Annotated in this window: 19 protein-coding genes and 1 pseudogene; 5 read left to right on the top strand and 15 right to left on the bottom strand. The window is 73.6% G+C overall.

The annotated features are described in order from the left end of the window. Window positions 1-51: 51 nt before the first annotated feature. The gene (locus ACH35V_RS30970; protein ID WP_395977746.1) at window positions 52-801 is read left to right on the top strand and encodes a polysaccharide deacetylase family protein; all 750 of its coding nucleotides are present in this window, start codon (window positions 52-54) and stop codon (window positions 799-801) included. On the opposite strand, the gene ACH35V_RS30965 is transcribed toward ACH35V_RS30970, so the two are convergent. Then, a complete protein-coding gene (locus ACH35V_RS30965) occupies window positions 791-2,332 on the bottom strand; it encodes an ABC transporter substrate-binding protein (protein ID WP_395977744.1) in 1,542 nt (513 codons plus the stop codon). The two genes, ACH35V_RS30970 and ACH35V_RS30965, sit on opposite strands and share 11 nt — an antisense overlap. 167 nt (window positions 2,333-2,499) lie before the next feature. Between ACH35V_RS30965 and ACH35V_RS30960 the strand changes: the two genes are divergently transcribed. Beyond that, window positions 2,500-3,948, top strand: coding sequence for an LVIVD repeat-containing protein (locus ACH35V_RS30960; protein WP_395977742.1), 1,449 nt, complete (start codon window positions 2,500-2,502; stop codon window positions 3,946-3,948). Between the two features lie 127 nt (window positions 3,949-4,075). Here ACH35V_RS30960 and ACH35V_RS30955 read toward each other — a convergent pair whose 3' ends face one another. The 3 genes from ACH35V_RS30955 to ACH35V_RS30945 all read right to left on the bottom strand — a co-directional run bounded on the left by ACH35V_RS30955 (window position 4,076) and on the right by ACH35V_RS30945 (window position 7,659). Further along, window positions 4,076-5,368 carry an aromatic acid exporter family protein gene (locus ACH35V_RS30955; protein ID WP_395977740.1) on the bottom strand — a complete coding sequence of 431 codons (1,293 nt, stop codon included), beginning with the start codon at window positions 5,366-5,368 and terminating at the stop codon, window positions 4,076-4,078. Between the two features lie 73 nt (window positions 5,369-5,441). Next, entirely contained in the window at window positions 5,442-5,975 is a 534-nt protein-coding gene (locus tag ACH35V_RS30950) for a CGNR zinc finger domain-containing protein (protein ID WP_395977738.1), read from the bottom strand. Window positions 5,976-6,228: 253 nt separating this feature from the next. Further along, window positions 6,229-7,659: a hypothetical protein gene (locus tag ACH35V_RS30945; protein ID WP_395977736.1), complete on the bottom strand. Its 1,431-nt coding sequence runs from the start codon at window positions 7,657-7,659 to the stop codon at window positions 6,229-6,231. Window positions 7,660-7,763: 104 nt separating this feature from the next. On the opposite strand from ACH35V_RS30945, the gene ACH35V_RS30940 reads away from it, so the two are divergent. After that, window positions 7,764-8,861, top strand: a complete 1,098-nt coding sequence (locus tag ACH35V_RS30940) for an amidohydrolase family protein (protein WP_395977734.1) — start codon at window positions 7,764-7,766, stop codon at window positions 8,859-8,861. Window positions 8,862-8,889: 28 nt separating this feature from the next. Next, window positions 8,890-10,281 carry an FAD-dependent oxidoreductase gene (locus ACH35V_RS30935; protein ID WP_395977732.1) on the top strand — a complete coding sequence of 464 codons (1,392 nt, stop codon included), beginning with the start codon at window positions 8,890-8,892 and terminating at the stop codon, window positions 10,279-10,281. Here the strand turns inward: ACH35V_RS30935 and ACH35V_RS30930 are convergent. The 9 genes from ACH35V_RS30930 to ACH35V_RS30890 form a co-directional block, all read right to left on the bottom strand. Further along, window positions 10,278-11,534, bottom strand: a complete 1,257-nt coding sequence (locus ACH35V_RS30930) for a tetratricopeptide repeat protein (protein WP_395977730.1) — start codon at window positions 11,532-11,534, stop codon at window positions 10,278-10,280. The two genes, ACH35V_RS30935 and ACH35V_RS30930, sit on opposite strands and share 4 nt — an antisense overlap. Window positions 11,535-11,568: 34 nt before the next feature. After that, window positions 11,569-12,672: a cystathionine gamma-lyase gene (locus tag ACH35V_RS30925; RefSeq protein ID WP_395977728.1), complete on the bottom strand. Its 1,104-nt coding sequence runs from the start codon at window positions 12,670-12,672 to the stop codon at window positions 11,569-11,571. A gap of 26 nt (window positions 12,673-12,698) precedes the next feature. Continuing rightward, the gene (locus ACH35V_RS30920; RefSeq protein ID WP_395977726.1) at window positions 12,699-13,637 is read right to left on the bottom strand and encodes an MBL fold metallo-hydrolase; all 939 of its coding nucleotides are present in this window, start codon (window positions 13,635-13,637) and stop codon (window positions 12,699-12,701) included. A gap of 24 nt (window positions 13,638-13,661) precedes the next feature. Next, window positions 13,662-14,726, bottom strand: coding sequence for a rod shape-determining protein (locus ACH35V_RS30915; protein ID WP_395977724.1), 1,065 nt, complete (start codon window positions 14,724-14,726; stop codon window positions 13,662-13,664). 198 nt (window positions 14,727-14,924) lie between these two features. After that, on the bottom strand, window positions 14,925-15,806 hold the full coding sequence (locus ACH35V_RS30910; RefSeq protein ID WP_395977722.1) for a metal ABC transporter permease: 882 nt from the start codon (window positions 15,804-15,806) through the stop codon (window positions 14,925-14,927). Then, a complete protein-coding gene (locus ACH35V_RS30905; protein ID WP_395977720.1) occupies window positions 15,803-16,441 on the bottom strand; it encodes a metal ABC transporter ATP-binding protein in 639 nt (212 codons plus the stop codon). Before ACH35V_RS30905 ends, ACH35V_RS30910 begins: the two co-directional genes overlap by 4 nt. Further along, on the bottom strand, window positions 16,438-17,229 hold the full coding sequence (locus ACH35V_RS30900) for a metal ABC transporter solute-binding protein, Zn/Mn family (RefSeq protein WP_395977718.1): 792 nt from the start codon (window positions 17,227-17,229) through the stop codon (window positions 16,438-16,440). Before ACH35V_RS30900 ends, ACH35V_RS30905 begins: the two co-directional genes overlap by 4 nt. Window positions 17,230-17,511: 282 nt before the next feature. Beyond that, window positions 17,512-18,465: an NlpC/P60 family protein gene (locus tag ACH35V_RS30895; RefSeq protein WP_395977716.1), complete on the bottom strand. Its 954-nt coding sequence runs from the start codon at window positions 18,463-18,465 to the stop codon at window positions 17,512-17,514. A gap of 265 nt (window positions 18,466-18,730) precedes the next feature. After that, a complete protein-coding gene (locus tag ACH35V_RS30890; RefSeq protein WP_395977714.1) occupies window positions 18,731-19,351 on the bottom strand; it encodes a phosphotransferase in 621 nt (206 codons plus the stop codon). Here ACH35V_RS30890 and ACH35V_RS30885 point away from each other — a divergent pair. Beyond that, window positions 19,275-19,532: a hypothetical protein gene (locus ACH35V_RS30885; RefSeq protein WP_395978300.1), complete on the top strand. Its 258-nt coding sequence runs from the start codon at window positions 19,275-19,277 to the stop codon at window positions 19,530-19,532. The two genes, ACH35V_RS30890 and ACH35V_RS30885, sit on opposite strands and share 77 nt — an antisense overlap. A gap of 426 nt (window positions 19,533-19,958) precedes the next feature. Here ACH35V_RS30885 and ACH35V_RS30880 read toward each other — a convergent pair. Then, window positions 19,959-20,177 (bottom strand): annotated as a pseudogene (locus ACH35V_RS30880) (aminoglycoside phosphotransferase); the annotation flags it as partial. A gap of 7 nt (window positions 20,178-20,184) precedes the next feature. Continuing rightward, window positions 20,185-20,558 (bottom strand): alpha-glucosidase C-terminal domain-containing protein (locus ACH35V_RS30875; RefSeq protein WP_395977712.1); only part of this gene is annotated, 374 nt, incomplete at its 5' end.

Raw genomic sequence — 20,558 nt, 5'->3', positions numbered from 1 at the left:
TGTTTCCACAATTGGGGTCCCGCCCGCCGAACGATCACCAGAGGAATGGACATGCCCCGACACGCTCCCGTGCCCGGAAAATTCACCCCCGCCTGCCGCCGCCCCGTCCTCGCCATGGCGGCGGCGCTCGCGGCCGGGCTCGTCGCCGTCGCGACACCCGCCGCACCTGCGGCGGCCACGTCCGGGGACGGCCACTGCGAGGCGGGCTACGTGGGCCTGACCTACGACGACGGCCCCACCCCGGAGTACACCCTCCGGCTCCTTTCCGCTCTACGCGAGAACGGCGTCCGGGCCACTTTGTTCAACATCGGTGAGAAGGCGGAGAAGAACGAGGACCTGGTCGTCGCCGAGAAGGAGGCCGGCATGTGGATCGCCAACCACAGCTGGTCGCATCCGCAGTTGACGAAGCTGCCGGAGGACGAGATCGAGTCGGAACTCCAGCGCACCCAGGACCTGCTGGAGACGTTCACCGGGACGGCGCCGGTGCTCTTCCGGCCCCCGTACGGGAACACGAACGCCACGGTCAAGGAGATCGCGGAGGGGCTCGGCATGGCCGAGATCCTCTGGGACGTCGACACCCGCGACTGGAGCGGCAAGTCCGCTGAGGAGATCGTGGAGGAGGCGGTCACCGTGCAGAGCGGCGAGATCGTCCTCATGCACGACGGCTACGCCGCGACCATCGAGGCCATCCCGGCGATCATGGAGAACCTGCGGAGCCGCGAGCTGTGCCCCGGCATGATCTCGCCGACCACCGGCAAGGCCGTGGAGCCGGCGGACGAGGCCGCGCCGGTCAGTCCTTGACGGTCAGGGCCGTGAGGCGGAGGCCGGTGAAGGCCCCGGCGGTGACGCCGCGGACGCGTTCCGACCACACCAGGTGGTCGTGGCGGGACCACAGCGGCATCGCCGGCATGTCCCGCAGCAGGGCGCTCTCGGCGAGACGCGCGGGGATCACGCCCTCGTCCGGGCTGGTCGCGCGCTCCGCCTCGGCGACGAGGCCGGTGGCGTAGTCGTCGTCGAAGCCGGTTCCGGCGTCCAGGAGCGGCGTGAGCGCGGCGACGGGCGCGGGGTAGGCGGCGGTGGTGTGGACGACGAACGGGCCGTCCACCTCGCGGTCGTCCAGGGCTTTGGCCAGGCCGGTCACGGGGTGCGGGCGCGCGTCGAGCTTGAGTTCCTTGCGGAGCTGGTCGGCGACCGTCCGCACCCAGGCGTCGTCGCCGCGGTTCGCCTCGTACCAGAGGTTCACCGGTCCGGTGAGGCCGCCCGCGTCGGCCAGCGCGGAGACGGCGGCCTTCGAGTCGTGGACGCACAGGCGGCACTGCCCCTCGCGGTGACCCGGCAGGATGCCGGGCGCGACGAGCGCGTCGGCGGGCGTGTACTGGTAGCCGAGCGGCCCCTCGGTCACGGCGGAGCGGTCGATCGCCATGGACAGCGCCTGCCGGACGGTCGGGGACGCGAGCCGCTCCTCCCACCCCGGGAACGCCAGGTAGGTCACCTCCCGTCCGTGGACGGCGCGGTGGCGGGCGCCGAAGTCGGCGTCCATCGACTCGTGCCGCTCGGCCGGGACCTGCGTGGCGACGTCGAGGTCCCCGGCCTCGGCGGCGGCGTACTGCGTGCGCGCGTCCGGCATCTGCTTCACGGCGACCGATCGCCCGCCCTTCACCGGGGCCAGGACGATCTCCCGCGCGCTCCGCGACCTCAGCCGGAACGGGCCGTTGCCCACGGGCGCGCGGCCGTAGGACGTCCAGTCCCGCGAGGTCAGGACCTGCTCGGGCATCGGGAAGAACGCGGGGTCGCCGAGCAGCGCCGGGAACCCGGTCAGCGGGCGGTCGAGCGTCACCTCGAACGTCCGGTCGTCCTTGACCTTGAGGCCGGGGACCTCGGCCGCGCCCCGCTTCGCGCCCTTGACGCGGGCGACGTCGGTGAACAGCCGCGACCCGGCCCAGCCCTCGCGCAGGACGGCCGTCCAGGCGCCGGTGAAGGAGCGGGACGTGACGGGCGTCCCGTCCTGGAACGTAGCGCCGGGACGGAGCCGGACCGTCCAGACCTTCCGGTCCGGGCTGGTGATCGACTCGGCGGCGGCGTTCGCGGGCGCGCCCGTTCGCGGGGCGCCCGTCGCCGGATCGTAGGTGACGAGGCCCGTCCAGACCGCGTTCGCGATCATGCGGCCGGCGGTGTCGCGGACGTCGCCGGGCAGCAGCGTCGCCGGGGCGGCCGCGCCGACGGAGATCCGCGGGTCGTCCGGGTCGCCGGCCGCCCGGAGCGCCGCGATCGGGGCCAGCAGGACCACCACCGCCCCGGTGACCAGGGCGGCGGTACGGGTGGAGCTCTTCAAGGGCCTCTCCCGGGGAGCCAGGGCGGGACGAGCGCGAGGCTACGGCAGGACGACAGGTCCGACCAGTCCTTACGGTGCTGAGTCCATTTCGTGATCCGCGCGCCTGTTGATCAACGTTCGCGGCTCGTTCACACTGGCGCCTGGATGATCTCTCCCTTGGAGGTGCGATGTCTTCCCGCACATCCGTTTCCGTCCGGCGCCTGCTGCAGGGCGGCGGCGCGGTCGCGGCGGCCGCGGCGCTGATGGCCGGGACCGCCTGGGCGTGCCCGCCCGGGCCGCCCGGCGCCACGACGGCCCAGTCCGGGCAGGCCGCGGCCGAGGGCGAGGGCGCCGGCGGCGGACGCCACGCCGGGCACTACCACCGGGCGCCGGCGGCGAACACGAAGTCCGAGGCGGTCAAGGGCGTGCGGCGCGTCGGCGGGGTGACCGACGCCAAGGGCGCCATCTCGCTGATGTTCATCGACTACGGCCACGGCCGGCACAAGCGGACGATCATGTACGCGACCGGCGAGTTCGGGCTGAAGGCCTACGACGTGTCCGCCGACCCCCGCGCCCCCAAGCTCGTCGGGCAGCTGAACATGCCCGGCATGTGGGAGACCGAGGACACCGACTACGACCCCGAACGCAAGATGATCTACCTGTCGCGGGACCCGCGCGCGTTCGGCGGGAACACCCAGACCGGCGAGTCCGGCATCTACGTCGTGGACGCGTCCAAGCCGGAGAACCTGCGGCACGTCACCTACGTGAAGGTCCCGGCGGGGCACACCACCACCTGCGTGAACGACTGCCAGTACCTCTGGACGGGCGGCCCCGCGAAGGCGGACTGGATGCCCGCGGACTGGGGCGGGCGGCCCGTGTGGGTCACCGACGTCCGGAACCCGGCCAAGCCGAAGGTGTACGAGAAGCCCATCGACACCGGCCGCAACGACGGCAAGACGGACTACACGCACGACATCCAGGTCGACTCCGACGGCGTCGCGTGGGCGTCCGGGCGCGGCGGCGTCCGCGGGTACCACACGTCCGGCCGGCACTACGACCCGGTGGCGAAGAAGTGGCGCCGGGCGACGGCGTACGACCCCGTTCCGTACGCGGGCGGCGGGCTCGACGAGGCCACCACCAACTCGACGTTCATGCACAACAGCTACCGCGCGACCGGTCGCACCCGGAACCAGGCCGCCGACCCGCGCAGGTGGGGCGACGGCAAGCTGCTGTACGTCACCGAGGAGACGTTCAACGAAGGCTGCGCCAACGACGGGCTGCTCGTCATCTCGTCGCTGAAGGGCTCCTACGGAGGCGAGGGCTGGCGCTCCACGCCGCAGGACCCGTTCCGCCTGCACACCGTCGGCACGTGGGGCGTCGCGGGCAAGGAGGGCAGCGACCCGAACAGCGACGACTGCTCGGCGCACTACTTCGACGTCCGCGACGGCATCGTCGTCCAGTCGTTCTACGCGCAGGGCACTCGCTTCCTGGACGTGCGGGACCCGACGAACCCGAAGCAGGTCGCCTACTATCGCCCGGCGGACGCCTCGTCCTGGCAGCCGTACTGGCACGGCAAGTACGTGTACGTCGCGGACAACACGCGCGGCGTCGACGTCCTGGAGCCGACCTTCCGCTGACCGGCCCCAGCTGACGGTCCATCCGCGCAGAGGCCCGTTCCTGACCCCCAGGGGCAACCCTCAGGGACGGGCCTCTGCCTTCTGCGCCCGCCTTCTGCGCCCGCCTTCCGCGACGCGCCTCGCGAGGTCAGGGGCGGTCGCCCGGCCGGCGCCGCCAGTACTGCCCGCCGGACTCGCGGGCGTTCCGCTCGGCCGCGTCCGAGGCGGTCCCGGCGGCCCGGCGGAGCTGATGCCCGGCCCGCTGGACGACCCGGACGGGACGCGCGGGCAGATGCCGGGACGCGCCGCGGTGCCGCCGCCAGTGCTCGCGGGCGCGGGTCCGGTGCTCGACGCGCAGGTTCTCGATGAGCCGGTCGACGTCCATGGACACCTCCCCGTACAGCGGCCACGGGTCCCCGGCCACGGCCCGCTCGTGCAGCCTGCGGGCGAGCCGGGCGCGGCGCTCGCGGGCGACGTCCACCCGGACCTCCAGGTCGTGCTCGGCGAGGAACGGCCGCGCGTCGCGGGCCAGGTCGGAGCGGGCCAGCCGCCCGTACGCGGCGACGCTCGCGGCGATCCCGGCGAGGGCGTCGCCGAGCTCGCGGCGCAGCGACCCGTCGGTCAGCAGCCGGCCCCGCTCCCCGAGCCGCTCGTCGTCGGCGAGCGCGCGGGTCAGGCCGCGCAGCGACAGCGTGAAGTGCTCCATCGTCTCCATCGCGTTGCGCAGCGCGACCCCGGCGTCGATCAGCCGCCGCGCCCGCGTGCGCGGGTTCAGCCGGACGCTCTCCTCCGCCGCGCCGAGCTCCTGGTCGGCGCGGCCGATCTCGCGGGCGAGCCGCTCGGCGTCGTCCTGCCAGCGGGCCGCCTCGCCCCCGCTCCGCTCGCCGCGCAGCCCGTCGGCGATCTCCTCGACCAGGTCGCGCAGCTTCTCGGTGACGTCCTGGACGGCCTCCTCCGCCGGGCGGATCCGCACCGAGGGCGCGAGCAGCGTCGCGGCCAGCCCGGTGGCGGCGCCGATCAGCGTCTCCAGGACCCGTTCGGCGGCGCCGCTCTCGCTGGCCGCGCCCAGCGCGAAGATCAGCATCGCGGAGATCGGCGCCTCCAGGACGTGCTCGCGCAGCCGCAGCGCGTGCCCGATCACGAGCGCGGCGAGGATCGTCAGGCCGAGCGTCCACCAGGAGAACCCGATGGTGCTCGCGGCCATCACCGCGACCAGCACCCCGGAGGTGACGGCGGCGACCCGCAGGATGCCCGCCCTGATCGTCTGGTACACGGAGAACTGGACGACGAGCAGCGCCGTCAGCGGCGACAGCAGCGGCTTCGGCCCGCCCTCCGGCAGCACCGCCAGGGCCAGCACGTACGCCGCCACGGCGGTGATCGTCAGCCGGGCGATCCGGTGGACGTCGGACCGCGCCACCCGGCGCAGGAACGCGAACGACATGCCGGGTGTCCTTCCCGCAAGTCGGCAATCTTGCGGTAAAGCCGCTGAAAGCGAGATAGGTCACCGGGGATGATCAGGTGCGGCGGCGGGCGCGGAAGGCGGCGACGTTCGTCCGGTTGGCGCAGGACTCGGAGCAGAAGCGGCGCCGCCCCGCCCGGGACGTGTCGGCGTACACGCGGTCGCAGCCGTCCGCCGCGCAGACGCCCGTCCGGGTCAGCCCGTGCTCGACGATCAGCTCGGCGAGGTTCATCAGCGTCGTCGCGCGGAACCGGTCGGGGAGCCGGGACGACGGCGGCGCGTAGTGCATGTGCAGGCCGTGCGGCTCGTGGTCGGCGAGGTGCGGGTGCATCGGGACCTGCAGCAGGAGCCGGTTCAGCAGGGCCATCGCGTCCTCGACGCGCGCGGCCTCGAAGAACGGCCGCAGCGTCCGGCCCCAGGCGCGGAAGTCGGCGGCGTCGTCGTCCCTGAACTGCCGCCAGAAGAACTCGTTCTCGCGCAGGAGCCGGCGCAGCGCGTCCGCGGAGTCGTCGCCGCCGGTGCTGGTGACGGCGTTGACCAGCGCCGCCGACGCGGCCACCCCGTGGCTCTTGTATCCAGTGATCCGCATTGCCGTGGCCTCCGGTGGCATGCCATGCTGTAAACGACATACTAGTTACAACCCTTACCCACTTCCACGGGGATGTGCGCGGTGGAGGAATGCCCACGCTGTGGCTGGCCCGAGTCCGAGGCGTACGAGGTGCTCTCGCGCCACCTGACGTCCGAGGGCGTGGTGACCTACACCCGCTGCGCCTGCGGCGAGGTCCAGGTGCGCGTGCTGCGGTTCGAGACGAGCCCGGCGGCGCCCCTCCATCGGACGCGTCCTAGTGGCGCCAGCGGGTGACGGCGGCGATCTCCTCCGGCGACGCGCCGTCCAGCAGCTCGATCTCGCCGCGCCGGACGGCCGACACGGTGTCGGTGACGGCCTCGCCGAGCGCGTCCCGCAGGACGGCGTCCGCCTCGAACGCCTCCACCGCCTCCGCCAGCGACGCCGGCAGCGGCACGATGCCGCGGGCGGCGCGCTCCTCCTCCGCCAGCGACGCCGGGTCGACCTCGACCGGCTCGGGCAGCCGCAGGTCGGCGCCGAGCCCGTCCCGTCCGGCGGCGAGCAGCGCGGCCAGCAGCAGGTACGGGTTGGCGGCCCCGTCCAGGCACTTGACCTCCAGGTTCGCCGCGCGCGACTGCTCGCCCTCCGCGCCGGTGATGAACCGCAGCGCCGCCTCCCGGTTCTCCGGCCCCCAGCACGCGAACGCGCCCGCCCAGTGCGACGGGACGAGCCGCAGGTAGCTCGCCACCGCCGGCGCGCCGACCGCCAGCAGCGCCGGGATCCGGCGCAGGATCCCGGCGGCGAACGCCTCCCCGGCGGCCGTCATCGCGCACGGCCCGTCGCCGCCCGCCATCGCGTTCACCGGCCCGGTGCCGGCGTTCTCCTTCCACAGGCTCAGGTGGACGTGCGCGCCGTTGCCGACCGAGCCCGCCTCGACCTTCGGGGAGAACGAGGCGGCCAGGCCGTGCGCCATCGACACCGCCCGGATCGTCTCCCGCACCAGGACGGCGGTGTCGGCCGCGCCGACCGGGTCCTCGGCCGCCACCGACACCTCGTACTGCCCGGCCGCGTACTCGGGGTGCAGCTGCGCGACGGCGACCCCGGTCTCCTTCAGCGCCGACAGGACGTCCCGCAGGTATCCGGCCAGCTCGGAGATCCGCGTCATCCCGTACGCCGGGCCGCGGCACGCGGCGACGAAGTCGTCCCCGTCGCCCTTGGACACGGCCCATTCGATCTCGACCGCCGCCTTCACCGACCAGCCGCCCTCCGCGAGCCGCTCGGTCTCGCGCCGCAGCAACGCCCGCGTGTCCAGCGGGTGGACGCCGCCGTCCTGCGCGTACCGGAGCGCGGGCGCGTGCGCCCAGCCCGGCAGCGCCGCCAGGATGCGGAGGCGGTCCAGGTCGGGGTGGAGCCGCAGGTCCCCGGTCGGGCCGCCGATGTGCTTCCCGGACGTGATCGAGTCGTCCAGCAGGAACACGTCGAACACCGGCGACATCCCGACGCCCCACGTCGCCGCGTGCTCCAGGCGCTCCACCGGGACGGTCTTGGTCCGCGTGATCCCGCTGACGTCCACCCAGGTGAGCGCGACGGCCACGATGTCCTGCCCGGCCAGCCGCCGCGCGGTCTCGGCGGCGCGCCTGCCGAGCCGCGCGCGGGTGTGGCCGTCGAGGCTGTGCCCGGCGGGGACGGTCTCAGGGATCTGTTCCACGGTGCTGGCTCCCGATCGGAGTGGCGTCGGCGTGACGGGACGACGAGTGACGTCCCGCAAGGGCATCGTAGGGAGATCATCCCCTTTCAGGGAGGAGACGGGCCGTGCTGGAATACCTCGAGTCGCTCCCGCTCGCCGACCACCACTGCCACGGCGTCCTCGGCCGCGACCTGGACCGCGCGGATTTCGAGGCGCTGCTGACGGAGGCGGAGGGCACCGGCCCGCCGGGCGTCGGCATGTTCGACACGCAGGTCGGGTTCGCGCTGCGGCGCTGGTGCCCGCCCGTCCTGGACCTGGACGCGCACGCGGAGCCGGACGCCTACCTCGCCCGCCGCGCCGAGCTGGGCGCGGCCGAGGTGAACCGCCGCTTCCTGGACGCCGCCGGCCTGGAGGCCCTGTGCGTCGACACCGGGTACACGCCCGAGTCGATCCTCGATCCCCTGGAGCTGGGACGTCTCGCGGGGGCGCGGGCGCACGAGATCGTCCGGCTGGAGAGCGTCGCGGAGCAGGTCGCGGCGGACGGCGTCGACGCCGCGCGCTTCGCCGACGAGGTCCGCGCCCGCGTCCAGGGGCACGGCGCGGTCGGCGCGAAGTCGATCGCCGCCTACCGGGCCGGGCTGGAGCTGTCGGGCGAGCGCCCGTCCCCGGCGGAGGTCACGGGCGCCGCCGGACGGCTCATGCGGGCGGACGCCCCGCGCGTGAGCGACGAGGTCCTGCACCGGTTCCTCGTGTGGTGCGCGGTCGACGCCGGGCTGCCGGTGCAGTTCCACGTGGGGCTCGGCGACGTGGACGCCGACCTGCGCCGCGGAGACCCGCTATTGCTCATCGAGCTGCTGCGGGCGATGGATCCCGTCCCCGCGATGCTGCTGCACAACTACCCGTTCCACCGGAACGCGGGCTACCTCGCCCAGGTGCTCCCGAACGTGTACGTCGACGCGGGCCTCGCCACCCACAACCTCGGGCACCGGTCGCCCGCGCTGATCGCCGAGCTGCTGGAGCTCGCGCCGTTCGGGAAGGTGCTTTACTCGTCGGACGCGTTCGGGCTGGCCGAGCTGTTCCACCTGGGCGCGCTGCTGTTCCGGCGCGGCCTGGCGGGATTCCTCGCCGGGGGAGTGGACGACGGCGCCTGGACGGCCCGGGACGCCGAACGCGTCGCCGGCCTGGTCGCGTCCGGCAACGCCCGCCGCGTGTACGGAATCTGAGGTCCACCGAGTTCGAGGGGGATAGGGCATGGCCGCACGGGAACGGCTGCTCGTCATCGGGGGCGACGCGGCGGGGATGAGCGCCGCGTCCCAGGCCCGCAGGCGGCGGAGCGCCGGCGACCTGGACATCCTCGTCGTCGAACGCGGGCACCACGCGTCCTACTCGGCGTGCGGCATCCCGTACTACGTGGGCGGCGTGGTCGAGGAGCTCGACAAGCTCATCGCCCGCACCCCCGCCCAGTTCCGCGACCGCGACATCGACCTGCGGCTGCGCACCGAGGCCGTCGAGATCGACGTGGCAGGCGGCCGGGTCAGGGTCCGCGACCACGAGGGCGGCGGCGAGCGCTGGGAGCCCTACGACCAGCTGATGGTCGCGACCGGTGCCGTCCCCGCGCGCCCGCGCCTGCCCGGGGCGGACGCGCGCGGCATCCACGGCGTGCAGATCCTCGACGACGGGATCGCCATCCGGCGCGTCCTCGAACAGGGGGAGCCGCGGCGCGCGGTCGTGGTGGGCGGCGGCTACATCGGCCTGGAGATGGCCGAGGCGATGGTGATGCGCGGCCTGGAGGTGTCGATCGTGGACGCCGCCGACCGGCCGATGCGGACCCTCGACCCGGACATGGGCGCCGTCATCGCCGACGCGATCCGCGGCATCGGCGTCGACCTGTACCTCGGGGAGCCGGTCGAGGGCTTCGACACGTCCCCGGACGGGCACGTCACCGCCGTCCGCACCGTGAACCGGACCCTGCCCGCCGACCTCGTCGTCCTCGGGCTCGGCGTCCGGCCGGGCGCCGACCTGGCCCGCGCCGCCGGGATCGAGACCGGCCCGACCGGCGGCATCGTCACCGACCGGCGGATGCGCACCCGCACCGACCGGGTCTGGGCCGCGGGCGACTGCGTCGAGACCCGCCACCTCGTCTCGGGCGGCCCCGTCGCGATCGCGCTCGGCACGCACGCCAACAAGCAGGGCCGCGTCGCCGGGATCAACCTCGGCGGCGGCTACGCGACGTTCCCCGGCGTCGTCGGCACCGCCGTGTCCAAGATCTGCCGGATCGAGGTCGCGCGGACCGGGCTGAACGAGCGCGAGGCGGCCGCCGCCGGGTTCGACGCGCTGAGCGTCGTCGTCGAGTCCACCACCCGCGCGGGCTACCACCCGGGCGCCACCATGATGAGGACCAAGCTGATCGCCGAGCGCCGCTCGGGACGGCTGCTCGGCGCGCAGATCGTCGGCGAGGAGAACGCCGCCAAGCGCGTGGACGGCCTCGCGATCGCGCTGTGGAACGGCATGACCGTCGAGGAGATGACGGGCCTCGACCTCGGCTACGCGCCGCCGTTCTCGCCCGTCTGGGACCCGGTCCTGATCGCCGCCCGCAAGGCCGCCGAGGCGGTCGAGCGCGACATGTCCGGCCAGGCGTCCTAGCCGAAGCGGCTGCTCGGGACCGGGCCGGGGGAGCGGACGGCGTCCCGCGGCCCGATCGGCCACTGCCCGGCGACCGCCCGCGCGAACCCGGCGAGGGCGTCGTCGGGGTCGGGCGGCGCGCCGTCGCCGGCCCCGTCGTCCGCCTCCGGGGCGGCCTGGACGATCTCGGCCGCCAGCTCCTCCGCGGGCCGCCCGTCCGGCGGGACGGTCTCGGTCTCCCCGGACGGCGTCACCCGCAGCCGCTCGCCCCACGGCGGGACGACGACCTGGTGCAGCAGCCCGGTGACGTCGGCGCTGATCCCAGGCGGGTCCGTCCAGCAGGTGGCGCGCTCGAACAGGACCTGGCCGTCGGCGCGCTCTCGCAGCCCGTCCGCCTCAACGCCGTTCAGGTCGTAGGCGACCACCAGGACGTCGGGGCGTCCAGGGGCGTACGGCTCCGCCGGGAGCCCGAGCAGCTCGGCCGCCGCCAGCCCAAGGATCTGGCTCGACCGGTCCGGCAGGACGCCGACCGACGCGGGGCGCCGTCCGGCCGCGTCGAGGATCAGCCGGAGCCGGTCGAGGACGCGGCGGCTCGTCGCGAAGCTGTCGGACGTGTACGCGAACCGTCCCGTCATGCCCTGGTCGAACCCGTACGGCGAGATCGTGGCCAGGACGCTCCCGCCCAGCGCGAAATGCCAGCCCCGCAGGTCCTTGGAATCCAGCGGGCCGACGGACCGCACCGCCCGCGCCCTGGCGAGCATCCGCGCGAGCCGGTCGTGGGCGGGCGCCCAGTCGGCGTCGTCCGGGACGGGCAGCGCCGTCGCCTCCCGGTCCGCCCGGACGACGTCCCCGGCCAGCAGCGCGTTGTAGGCGAGCAGGTACCGGGCGGGCCACGGGTCCAGCGACACCACGCGCGGCTCCAGCACGGCGACGGCCTCGGCGTGCCGGTTCTCCCGCTCCAGGGCCGACACCAGCTCCATCAGCAGCACCGGCTCGTCGGGCATCAGCTCCAGCGCCCGCCGCAGCGGCGGGATCGCCAGGAACGGCACGCCGCGCTCGATGCACGCGTACCCGAAGTCGTACAGCTCCTGCGGCCCCTGCGCCCGGGCCATCGCGGCGGCCGCGTCCCGCATGTCGTCGAATCCGGACCTGGCGGCCGCGCCCTCCATGAGGCCCGCCACCTCGGCCAGCTCCATGTCGTCCGCGTTGGACCGCAGATGGCGGATGAGCCCGGCGATGTCGCCGCTGTCCAGAAGTGCCCGCGCTTCGCTCATGGGCGGCCACGCTACAACCGGTGACCGCCCGGAATCACGATATTTTCCCCAATGCCCGGATGACGTCCGCGACCAGGTCCTCCGTGTCCTCGATCCCCACGGAGAAGCGGACGAACCCGGGCTCCACCGCGTCGCGGCCCCACCGTCCGCGCCGCTCCGCCGAGCTGTGCACGCTGCCGAAACTGGTCGCCTGCATGACGAGCCGCAGCGAGCCGAGGAACCGCTCCGCCGCGGCCTCGTCCGGCAGCGTGAACGAGACGACGCACCCGAACCGGCGCATCTGCCGGACGGCCACCTCGTGGGACGGGTCGTCCGGCAACCCCGGATACCTGAGCCCCGAGACCTCCGGACGGTCCCGCAGCGCCTCCGCCAGCGCCAGCGCGTTCGCGGCCTGCCGGTCGAGCCGCAACTGCAGCGTGGCCAGCGACCGGTGCGCCAGCCACGCCTCCATCGGCCCCGGGATCGCGCCCACGGTCTTGCGCCACAACCGGACGCCCTCGGCCAGTTCGGAATTTCGCGTGGCCACATGCCCGAGGAGCAGGTCCCCGTGCCCCGACATCGCCTTGGTGTCGCTGGCGACGGAGAAGTCGGCGCCCCAGTCCAGGGGCCGCTGCCCGAGCGGCGTGGCCAGCGTGTTGTCCACCGCCACCAGCGCGCCCGCCGCGTGCGCCGCCTCGACGACCCGCGCGATGTCGCACACGTCCAGCATCGGGTTGGACGGCGTCTCCAGCCACACCAGCCGCGCCCCGTCCAGCAGCCGGATCTGCGCGTCCCCGGCCGTGGGCCCCATCCGGACGACCGCCCCGTACGACTCCAGCCGATCCTTCAGCATCCGGGTCGTCAGGTAGCAGTCATCGGGCAGGACGACGACGTCGCCGGCCCGCACCCGCGACAGCAGCACACTCGCCACGGCCGCCATCCCGGACGAGAACGCCACGACCTCGGCGCCGCCTTCGAGCTCGCCGATCGCGCGTTCCAGCAGCGTCCACGTCGGGTTCTCGTCCCGCCCGTAGGTGTAGGGCCCGGCCGGGTCCCCCGCCAGGTGGTAGTGCGCCGCGAACACCGGCCCGGGCAGCCCCGGCGCGAAGTTCTCCGGCGCGGGCCGCCCGGCCCCCACCGCCAGCGTCCCGTCCTTCATGTTCGCCCCCTCGATGGTCGCCTCGCTCAGGCGCGGCAGGTCAGCGGCCGGCCCCCGTTGAACTCGATCATGTCGTTGAGGGCGGAGACGAGGTCGATCTGCGCGCCGGGTTCGAGGCCGTCCAGCTCGGCGTAGGCGCGGTGCAGGTTGCCGACGAGCCGCTCGGCGTCGGTCAGCTCCGCGAACGGGCCGAGGTCGGCCTCCCGCGCCGCCTCCAGCGGCGTCAGCCCGGCCGCCTTCCCCGCCTTGGCCGTCGTCTGGACGAACCGCGCGTATCCGACCACGCGGTCGATCAGCTCCGGCCCCGCCACCGGCCCGTGCCCGGGGACGATCACCTCCGCGTCCAGCGGCGCGACGACGTCCTCCAGCACCTTGATCGCGCCGGACACCGACCCCTGCATCAGGAACGGCGTGCCGCCGTTGAACAGCAGGTCGCCGCAGAACAGGACCCGCCGGTCCGGGATCCACACGATCGAGTCGTTGGTGGTGTGCGCGGGCGTCCCGACGTGCCGGACCTCGCAGCGCAGCTCGTCCACCCACAGGGTCACGGCGTCGGTGTAGGTGAGGAACGGCGGCTCCAGCTCGACGTCGCCCCAGTCGACCTTCGTCCAGAACGGCTCGTCGAACGGCTTGCCCCACGCGAGCGCGCCCGCGCGCGTCTGCTCGTGCCCGACGACGGTCGCGCCGGAGAAGAGGTAGTTGCCGAACGTGTGGTCGCCGTGGTGGTGGGTGTTGACCAGCGTCCGGACGGGACGGTCGGTCACCGACCGGATCGACTCCAGGTACGCGCGGGTCCTGCGCTCGGTGGAGCAGGCGTCCACGCTGGTCACGCCGCGCGACCCGACGAGGAAGCCGGTGTTGTTGATCCACCAGGTGCCGTCCGGCTGGACGTAGGCGAACACCCCGTCCGAGACCTCCTGCAGCTGGGGGTTTCCGGGACCCTCGCGGTCGGGTGCGTCGCTCATGGGATCCGGAGTGTAGTCGGCGGTTCAGTATTCGAACTCGGGCACGGTCGTCAGGATGTGGGGCCTCGGGGAGCTCTCCCTCGCCGACGGCTCCTGCGAGTGGGCGGAGCGCAGCACCTCCCCGGCGCCGAGCACGGCCGCGTCGCCGGTGTCGTCCCCGATCCGCGCGGCCAGGCCCGTCCGGTCGCGGATCAGCCGCTCAAGGCCGGGCAGCCGGGCGCACCCGCCGGTGAGGGTGACGCCGACGCTCAGCAGGTCGCCGGAGATCTCCGGGGAGCAGCCCGCGAGCCCGGCGCCGATCGCCTCGACGATCTCGGCGACGGGCCCGGCGATCGCCCGGCCGATGTCCACGGTCGTGAGGACGACCTCGCGCGGCATCCCCGTCGCGATGTCGCGCCCGTGCACCACCGTCTGCCGCACCGGCCGCCGGCCGAGCGGCGGCACCGCCCCGACCGCCAGCTTCGCGGTCTCCGCCGCCGACACCGACAGCGAGACGTTCTGCTCGCGCCGGACCATCGCCACGATCGCGCGGTCCAGCGACGCGCCGCCGACGTGCGCGGTGTGGGACGTGACGAGCCCGCCGAACGCGATGACGCCGACGTCGGTGACGTCCGCGCCGATGTCGGCGATGACCGCGACCTCGGGCCGCGCCGACGACGTCATGCCCATGCCGATGGCGGCGGCGATCGGCGTCGGCACCAGCGTGAGCCGCCGCGCGCCCGCCTGGTAGGCGGAGAACTGCAGCGCCCGGTAGTGGACGGAGCTCAGCCCGCTCGGCACCGTCACGACCAGCCGCGGCCGCGCCGTGTAGTGGCGCCGGTGGTGCTTGCGGACGAGATGCCGCATCAGGTATTCGGCCTCATCGGTCTCGGTCGGCGCGCCCCTCCGGATCGGCCGGACGAGGGTCACGTCGGGGTTGCGTCCCGCCATCTCCTGCGCCGGGCCGCCGAGCGCGAGGATGCGCCCGGTGCGCCGGCAGCGGGCGAGCAGCGACGGTTCCCGGCAGACGACACCGCGGTCTCGGACATGCATCCGCACGGTGGCGCTGCCCAGGTCGATAGCGGTGTCCCGGCCCGCGAAATCCCACATCGCGTTCCCTCCCAATCGCCCCGAAAGTCGCAAGAGCCCTGATGATGCCCCTGCGTCCGGTGGGGATGCCCACGGCCGGGTAAGCGAATGGCAACGTCCTGGTGATCACGCGTCCGGAATTTCCGGAACGCCGTCCGGGGCGCGGCGCCCGCCCGTCCGCCAGTGCCGGGCGGGCACCAAGACTTCATGTGGGGGAGATCATGTGGGCACGGTGTCGAGCCGCAGGGGCGCCCGCCGCGCCGTCCAGCCGCGCCGCGTCCGGACGGCCCCCGCCGCCCGGCACGCCCCGTACAGGAGGAACGAGATCGTCGTCACGTACGGGCTGACGGGGATGCTGGACCCGGCCGACAGCAGGATCCCGCCGACCACCGACACCGTCGCGAGCACCGCGCTCAGCACCGGCACGAGCACCGGCGACGCGCTGACCCGCACCGCCGCCGCGGCCGGCGTGCAGATCAGCGCCAGCACCAGCAGGGCCCCGACGATCTGCATCGACACGGCCACCGCGAGGGCGAGCACCAGCATGAAGGCGGGCGACAGCGCCCGCACCGGCACGCCCCGCGCCGCCGCCACCTCCGGGTCGAGGCTCGCGAACGCCAGCGGACGCCACATCACCGCCAGGCACGCCAGCACCACGGCCGACGTCGCCAGCAGCCACGACAGCTTCGGCGTGTCGATCGCGACGATCTGCCCGGTGAGGAGCCCGAACTTGTTCGCGGATCGTCCCTCATAAAGCGACAGGAACAGGACGCCGAGCCCGAGCCCGAACGGCATCAGCACCCCGATGACCGACCCCCGGTCCCGCGCCCGGGAGCCCAGGACCCCGATCAGCGCGGCCGCCACCAGCGCCCCGGCGATCGAGCCGCCCGCGACGCCCGTCCCGAGCAGCAGCGCCGCCGCCGCGCCCGCGAACGACAGCTCGCTGATGCCGTGCACGGCGAACGCCAGGTCGCGCATGATGACGAACGTCCCGGCGAGCCCGCCGACCAGCCCGAGCACCGCCCCCGCGATGATCGAGTTCTGGATCAGCCCGAGCAGCGCCCCGTAGTCCTCGAAGTTGACGATGTCGTGCCAGTTCATGCCGCGGCCTCGCCCATGTCCAGGACCCGGTCGGCCAGCGGCAGCACGGGGTCGACCTCATGGGTGACGAACACGACGGTCGTGCCGTGGTCGCGCCGCCGCCGGTCGACCAGCCCGGCGACGATGCGCTGGTGCTCGGCGTCCAGCGACAGCAGCGGCTCGTCGCACAGCAGGATGCACGGGTCCGCCGCCAGCGCCTGCGCGACCCGGACCCGCTGCAGCTCGCCGCCCGACAGCAGGTCGAGGGGGACGTCCGCGAACGAGGCGGCGCCGACGTCCCGCAGCGCGGCCTCGACGCGGCGGCGCGCCTCGGGACGCGGCCGCCCCGGCCCCCAGCGGTGCCCGTCGATCCCGAGCCGCACCAGGTCGCGGGCCCGCAGCGGCGTGTGCGGGACGACGGTCCGGTGCTGCGGGACGTACCCGACGAGGTCGCTCCCGCGCCGCGGGGCGCGCCCGTTCACGGTGACCGTCCCGGCGGTCAGCCGCCGCAGCCCGAGCAGCACCTTCAGCAGGCTGGTCTTCCCCGACCCGTTCGGCCCGACGACGACCAGGAACTCGCCCGCCGCGACGTCGAGGTCGAGCCGCCACAGCCGCCGGTCCCCGTACGCCAGGACGGCGCCGCGGAGCGAGATCACGACAGCGCCTTCCGCAGCGCGGCGATGTTGCCGTCCATCCAGGAGACGTAGTTCTGACCCGCCGGAAGGGTCTCGGTGACGGGGACGACGGGCACGCCGCCGTCCTTGGCCGCCTTCTCCAGCCTTTCGGTGTTCGGCCCGCTGGTCTGCGCGTTGTAGACGAGCGCCTCGACCTTCTTCTCCGTGATCAGCGCCAGCGTCTCCCGCAGGACGCGGGGCGGCACGTCGTCGCCCTCCTCGATCGCCTCGCTGAACTCCTCGGGCGTCCGGTTCTCCAGCCCGGCGGCCGCCAGCAGGTGGCCGGGCACGGGCTCGGTGATCGCGACGCTCTCTCCCGCGTGCGCGGCCTTCAGCTCCGCGAGCCTGCCTTCGAGGGTCTTCAGCTCGGCCTTGAACGCGGCGGCGTTCGCCGAGAACGTCGCCGCGTCGCCGGGGTCGGCCTTGGCGAGCGCCGCCGAGATCCGGTCGGCCAGGAGCGCCATCGACGGCAGGTCGTACCAGACGTGCTCGTTCAGCTCCCCGCCCGCGGGCGCGGTCTTCCCCGAGATCCGGACGGCGTTCAGCACCTCCGCCTTGGACCCGGACCCCTTGAGCAGCGTGCCGACGAAGTCGTCGTAGCCGCCGCCGTTCTCGATCACGACCTTGGCCTTGGCGAGCGCGAGCCGGCTGCGCGTCCCCGCCTCGAAGGAGTGCGGGTCCTGCCCGGGATCGCTGATGAACGACGTCACGCTCACCTCGCCGCCGCCGATCCGCCGCGCGATGTCGCCGTACACGTTGGTGGAGGCCACGACGGAGACGGTGTCGCCCCCGGCGTCGCCGTCGCGTCGGTGGACGATCCGCAGCCGGCGCTCAGCAGCGCGGCCGCGCCGAGCGCCGCGCCCGTCCCGAGCATCCGGGCGCGCAGAACACAGGACATGAGGACTCCCGAGAATGAAAACGGTTTTCACTGCAACCTAACACGGGACGTCCGATATGTCTGCGCTGCATATGCGCCACCGCCATGGACGTGTGACGCCCATGGCGGTGGGTGCTGACTCGGTGGTCGGCCCTAGCCCTCTAGGGCCGGACGGTCAGTGGGGTACGTGGCCGGGTGCGGTCAGTTCGTCGACCGTGCCCACGTACTTCTCCCAGGAGTCCGAGTCGTGCCGGGCGTGGCGCGGGCTGCGCGACGCGGGCTTCGCCTTGTACCTCGGACGGGGTTCCGGCCTGCTCTCTTCCGGGCGTTCGTCGCCGCGCGGAGGCCGGGCGGCGGAATCGTCCGGTTTCGCCGCGCGGGGGCGGCCGGGCGGAGCGTCCGCTTCTGCCAGGTCGTGATCGGGGGAGTGGTCGGGGAGGCTGTCGGGCGATTTGGGCAATGTGTCGGATGGTGGCGGAATCTGGGGGGTCCGCTGCTTATCTGGCGGTTTATGGGCAGTGCGCTTGTCAGCGCTCATCCGGTCGATCTTCTCGACGAGCTCCTTCACCGAAGTCGACCACTTCTTGTAGGCGGGAGCGCCCGGACGCACCGCGCCCGCGAATTGCCTCTTCCGGCGTGCGTCGAGCTTGTCGATCCTGACCCTCGCGCCGGTATAGGGCGCGTGCAGGTAGCGTCCGCTCCCGACGTAGAGCCCGACATGGTTGCGGCCGCGGAAGAAGACGAGGTCGCCGGGCTTGAGGTCCTTCAGCGACACCTTCCGCTTGACCTGCCGGTACTGCGCGTGGGTGACGCGGGGAAGCTTCACGCCCGCCTTCCGCCACGAGGCCATCGCGAGACCGGAGCAGTCATACCCGCCCGGCCCTTCCGCGCCCCACCGGTACGGCTTGCCGATCTGCTTGCGCGCGAACGCCAGGGCCTTGCTCGCGCCCTCGCGCTGCGACGCCTCACGCGTCCGGTAACGGTCGTACGCCTGGACCTTCTTCAGCGTGGCGGAGTCGAGGTGCAGGCGTTTCAGCACCGCGGGATTGAGCGCCGCCAGCGCCTGCGAGCCCGTCGGGACCGCCAGCGCGAGCCCGGTCACCGTCAGGGTGACCGCCGTCCGGAGCATTCTCTGTTTTCGGACGCCCGCCCGGGCGCGGCCGATATGGCCGACGGCCGATCCGTTTCCGGCTTCGTTTCCGTGTGAGTGGCCTGCGGTGGACATTCGGGTGCTCTCCGTTCCCCCGTCCAGGGGTCGTCGACCGGTTTTCACCGGGACAGGTGATCTCCCTGCCGAGAGTTCGGGTACCCGTTGATCGCACCGTGATTTTCCCGCGCACGCCGATTTTGCATGATCATGACATGGAATTAGCGGCGGCCTTTGGTGTCTTTGATCAAGCGGTCAGATGGGCGAGCGATTTCAGCGGGACCGGCAGCCAGGCCGGACGGTTCCGCGCCTCGTAGCGCACCTCGTACACCGCCTTCTCGAATTCGAAGGCGCGAATGAGCACCGAATGCGCCGCCGGATCGGGACCGCCCGCCGCCGCGTAGCCGCGGCAGAACGCCGCCCGGTTCCGCGCCGCCCAGGCGTGCGCCCGCGTCTCCAGCCGCCCGCCCGGTTCGGGCGGCATCGTCCCGGACTTGGTGATGAGGAACCGGGCCGCGTACTCGAACGAGCGGAGCATCCCGGCGACGTCCCGCAGCGGATGCGCGAGCGCCCGCCGCTCGTGCTGCGTCCGCGCCGGCTCGCCCTCGAAGTCGAGCACCGTCCAGCCGTTCTCGGTGCGCAGGACCTGGCCGAGGTGGTAGTCGCCGTGGACGCGCTGCACGGGCAGCGGCTCCGCCCGCGCCGCGAGGTCGAGGAAGGCCCCGGTGAGCGACTTGGCGTGCGGCGCCAGGCCGGGGACGGCGCGGCACGTCCCGGTCAGCTCGGCGTTCATGCGCGCCGCCATCGCGCGGACCTCGGCGGCGGGCAGCGTCGCCACGCCGAACGCGTCGGCCAGCGCCCGGTGCACCTCGGCGGTCGCCGCGCCGAGCCGCTCCGCCTCGGCCGCGAAGTCGCCGCCGGCGGCGCTCGCGTCCAGCTCGGCCCACTCGCCCTCCCACCCGGCGTCGCGCGGCGGCGGCGTGTGCGCGAACCAGTCCCGGACGCTCGCGATCGCCAGGCTCCAGCCGTCCGCGCCGGTGTGCAGGTAGTCGGACAGGAGCCCGAGCGTGACCGGCCCGCCGCCGGCGACGGGCCCCGGCTCCAGCTCGATCCAGCCGAGGACGGCCGGGACGCGCGCGCAGCCGCCGCGGGTCAGCGCGAGGTTGACCTCCAGGTCGAGGTTGACGCCGTGGCTGAGCCGCCGGAACAGCTTGCAGATGTAGGCGTCGCCGAACAGCAGCGACGTGTTGCTCTGCTCGGCGGTGATGGGGAGGCTCGCCAGGTCCGTCCGGATGCGGGCGCCGTCGGCGTGGCGGAACCGCAGCGGGCCGATGGACGCGTCGGCGGCCAGCTCGTCCAGCAGCGTCCGGGTCAGGTCGGGGTCGTGGGCGGCGTCGTACAGGTGCGGCGTCCGGCCGTCCGTTCCCCTGCTCGCGGGACAGCCGTCCGATCTCGACCGGCCGCAGCGGGTCGGGCAGGTCGCGCCGGACGCCGAGGAGCAGTTGGTAATGGTCGACGGCGCCGTTCTGGTGGACGTCGAGGATGAGGTGGTGCAGTGCGGGGTCGCCGGTGCGGAGTTCGGTGGCGGTGCCGATGGTCAGGTCGTCGATGGGGCCGTCCTTGCCGCCGAACCACCGCTGCCCGGGCAGCCAGCCCGCCAGTAGCCGGACGAGGGAATGGTCGAGCGGCGGCACGGCTACCTCACTCCGATTCCTGGTCGTGCTCTGCGGGCGGCGGCAGCAGGAACCAGTAGAAGCCGTGCCCGGGAAGCGTCAGCAGATAGGGCAGGTCGCCTATGGCCGGGAATTGGACGCCGCCCATGCACTCGATCGGGGTGGAATCCCGGAACCGGCGCAGGTCGAGTTCGACGGGCTGCGGGAAGCGGGAGAGGTTGTTCACGCAGAGGACCGTGTCCATGCCGCCCCATTGATTGACGTCCCCGCCGTTCATCTCGCGGGTGAAGGCGAGGACGGAGGGGTTGGAGGCGGAGAGTTCGACGTAGGAGCCGACGCCGAAGACGGGGTGGCGTTGGCGGATTTCGATCATTTTGCGGGTCCAGTGGAGGAGGGATCCGG

Origin of the sequence: Actinomadura sp. 1N219, from assembly GCF_044326405.1 — a bacterium.
Classification (GTDB): domain Bacteria; phylum Actinomycetota; class Actinomycetes; order Streptosporangiales; family Streptosporangiaceae; genus Spirillospora.
The sequence above is the reverse complement of the archived record's forward strand: the minus strand, read 5'-3'. Positions and strand labels throughout refer to the sequence as shown.